This window comes from Legionella bozemanae (genome assembly GCF_001648595.1).
Lineage (GTDB): Bacteria > Pseudomonadota > Gammaproteobacteria > Legionellales > Legionellaceae > Legionella > Legionella bozemanae.
Map to the genome: position 1 here is coordinate 1 of NZ_LBAW01000055.1, position 2976 is coordinate 2976.

Sequence of the window (2976 nt, forward strand, 5' to 3'; positions counted from 1 at the left end):
GCTCCAGAGTTTCTTTAAAACCGGATAAACCCTTCTCACGTTCAATAAGATGAAATAAATTACCCGACTCCCCTGTCTCAAAATGGTGCCAAAGACCTGAATCAAGATCAATTTTCAAGCTTCCTTTGGCTCCATATCGATATTCGGATTGGGTTGATAATCGATGATTCGGCTCTCCTAAAAGGCTTTTAACTAAAGAATCAGATACGTTCAATAATCCATTATACAGTTCTTCCGCATTAATGGACGGCTTTTGAGCAGACTCATATTTTTTTATGAGTGGAGAATCTTTTACCTGTTCCTTAGGTTCTTCCAGAATGTGCTCCTGAGCTCGATTCATTAACTGCGTGCTGATTCTTTGCTGTTTCTGTTGTTTAAAACGATAATCCTCTTCGGTAAATACAGCAGAGGTTTTATCCGCATCGCGTTGTTTCAGGGGATCTTCAAGTCTTTTGACTAACCCCTCGAAATTATCGGTATAAAATGTTGCTTGATGGCTGGCACGAGTTGCATCAATTTCATGAGATCTATGGGTGGTTACAACAAGACGGTCCTCCAATTCCAAGGCAATCATGAACTTGGATGTAGCACCCTGACTGGAATAAGCCGTATTCGTATAGGAATAATCCCAATGAAGATCTGATTGTTTTTTTAAATTCAGCGTGACCTGATTTTTACTGTTGCTTAAGCCTATTGTTTCACCAAAAACCTGTGTGACCGTATATTCTTCATTGGCAATAATGCCGCGAGCGTCATCATTTCGTTTTAATCGAATCCGATCCCCTGAGGCTAAAGGCCGTTCGTGCAATTTATAAAAGGAAGGCATTGTTTTGGGTAAAATAGAAGCACTGATTGTAAACGCAACCTGCGACTCATCAACACAGAACAATTTATTTGATTCACTATCAATGGCTTTGATAGTGAAATACTCGTCCTTTTTAGCCACTGAATAGTTTTTACCAAACCGAATGACATCACCTGGTTCAAAAGAATGCGCTTTTACTTGGTCCGCTTGATCCAGGCTGATTGGAAATAAGCGCTTACACAGTACATCTTGACTGTGTAATTGATGTTGTTGGTGCAACCCTTCACGTATTAACACTTCAATGGGTGTTCTGTCCTCATGAGCATGAGCAACTATTAGCGTATTTTTTTGACACTCAGGGGTTCGGCTGAGAAAATCGTCAGCAATGGCACGATAAATGGATTTGTAGTCCTTTTTTCCTTCCTCATCAGTACAATTAATTTCAATCAGTGATGAATGATTCAACCCCTGTACCGGTGTCTTTCGCTGCACGTACTCTTCGGGATTAATGTTTTTTATGAGTTCAAAAGCCTTCCCAATTTCTCTACGTGATGCAAATTCAGCTGCTTTTTTTAATTCAGGATTCGGATTCTGGCGCACAATCTCCGTCATAAATGCTGTTTTTTGCGATTGGCTTTTGATGGTGAGTTCATGAGGAATCCCTGAAGCCAGGGATTGCAACTGAGTAATATCCCCTGTAAACACCATTCGCGATTGGGTGTCAATGCACTTTTGTTGTAAGGCATGGTACTTCTCATTATCAATCATGGAGCTTTCATCCACAATGACTAAATGACTTAAGCCCAACCCACCGTCATTGCGCAAAAAACTATCGATGGTCTGCGCCTGGATGCCATTCGCATTGAGTTCATCTACGGCTTTATGCGTCGGTGCAAGTCCTATTACTTGAAACTGATTGATCTCAGCAATGTCCTTCACATGACGCATCATTGTGGTCTTACCAACACCCGCAAGCCCTTGAATGGATACAAACCGGTCGGATGTGCTCACCACTAACGTGATGGCATCTTTTTGCCCTTGCGTTAAGGTTTCAGGTAATAACAAAAGCTTTTGTGAAGACAGCTCAATGGGCTTTACCGTATTTTGCTCTTTGTAATTAGACTGCAGTATCGCCTCTTCAATGTTTAACGACTCTTTGGTCGTCCAATAGGTATCCAAATAAACTAAGGAATCTGCTATTCGCCCTTTCAGTAATGGAGCAATGTCTTCAAAATCTGCCGTTCCTAATGCATGCATTAAAGCATGGGTCATTAAATCACTGTGTTTAAAGGCTGCATTACGTTCCGTGCATTTAGCAAGCGCATACGTGAGCGCTGTGGCCGCAATGTGTTCTTTGTCTTCTGATTTTAGATCCAGGTGATGAATTAACGAGTTAAGTTCTCGTTCCAGTGCCTTATTGGCATAGGCCATATCACGGTAGACTAAATCGGGCTTTTTTTGTTGCACATCATAGGCAGTCCATTTCAATTGCACACTCTCTAAAAAGCGCTGTGCTTTTTGCCCATCATCAGTAAACAGAATCACATGCTGCGCGTGTTCACCGATTTCTCCGATGAGATTACGATTGAGCTGGTACGGTCTTGCCGCTATAAACACTTGAGTGGTGTCTGGTTTTATCTCTTGCGGTTTTTTACAATAATCATAATCAAAATGATGTTCGGACAACGCTTTATTGGTCAAAAATAAGGTGTTGGACTCATGGCGGACATAAATGCCCTCTTCAGTAATTTTTGACACAACAAACGAACTCTTAGGCGCATATTTGACTCGTTGATGACATAAGGACTGTTCATTGATTAACCGCTCACCAACAGCGACTTCCAGTATTTTTTCTCGTGATACACTAAAGTCTTCTTTAGTGTCATAAGCAAACAGACTTGTCTTGCCTTGGGCATTTTTTAAATGCAGCCCATTGGCACCAAGGTCACACACCTTATAGTGCTGCGGTATTCGACCTTCATTATAAAATGTGATTTTATCGCCCACTCTATAAGACTGAGCGTGTCCTTTTTCCGTTTGTGTCAATGAGACTGTTGCCAAAACAGTTACCTTTTTCATTAATCTTGATAACTGCCCCTGCTGCACCAGCCCTTCTCGTATCTGGCTCGTCAAAGTCTCCTTTTGTTTGTTATTCAAGGCAACCAGTGCAC

At 41.5% G+C, this 2976-nt stretch carries 1 protein-coding gene; it reads right to left on the reverse strand.

Annotated features, from left to right (window positions below; all coding sequences use genetic code 11):
• Positions 1–2938, reverse strand: a 2938-nt coding sequence (gene traI, locus A8O27_RS17900) for a conjugative transfer relaxase/helicase TraI (RefSeq protein ID WP_259293099.1), incomplete at its 3' end; no start/stop codon positions are given.
• Positions 2939–2976 lie beyond the last annotated feature (38 nt).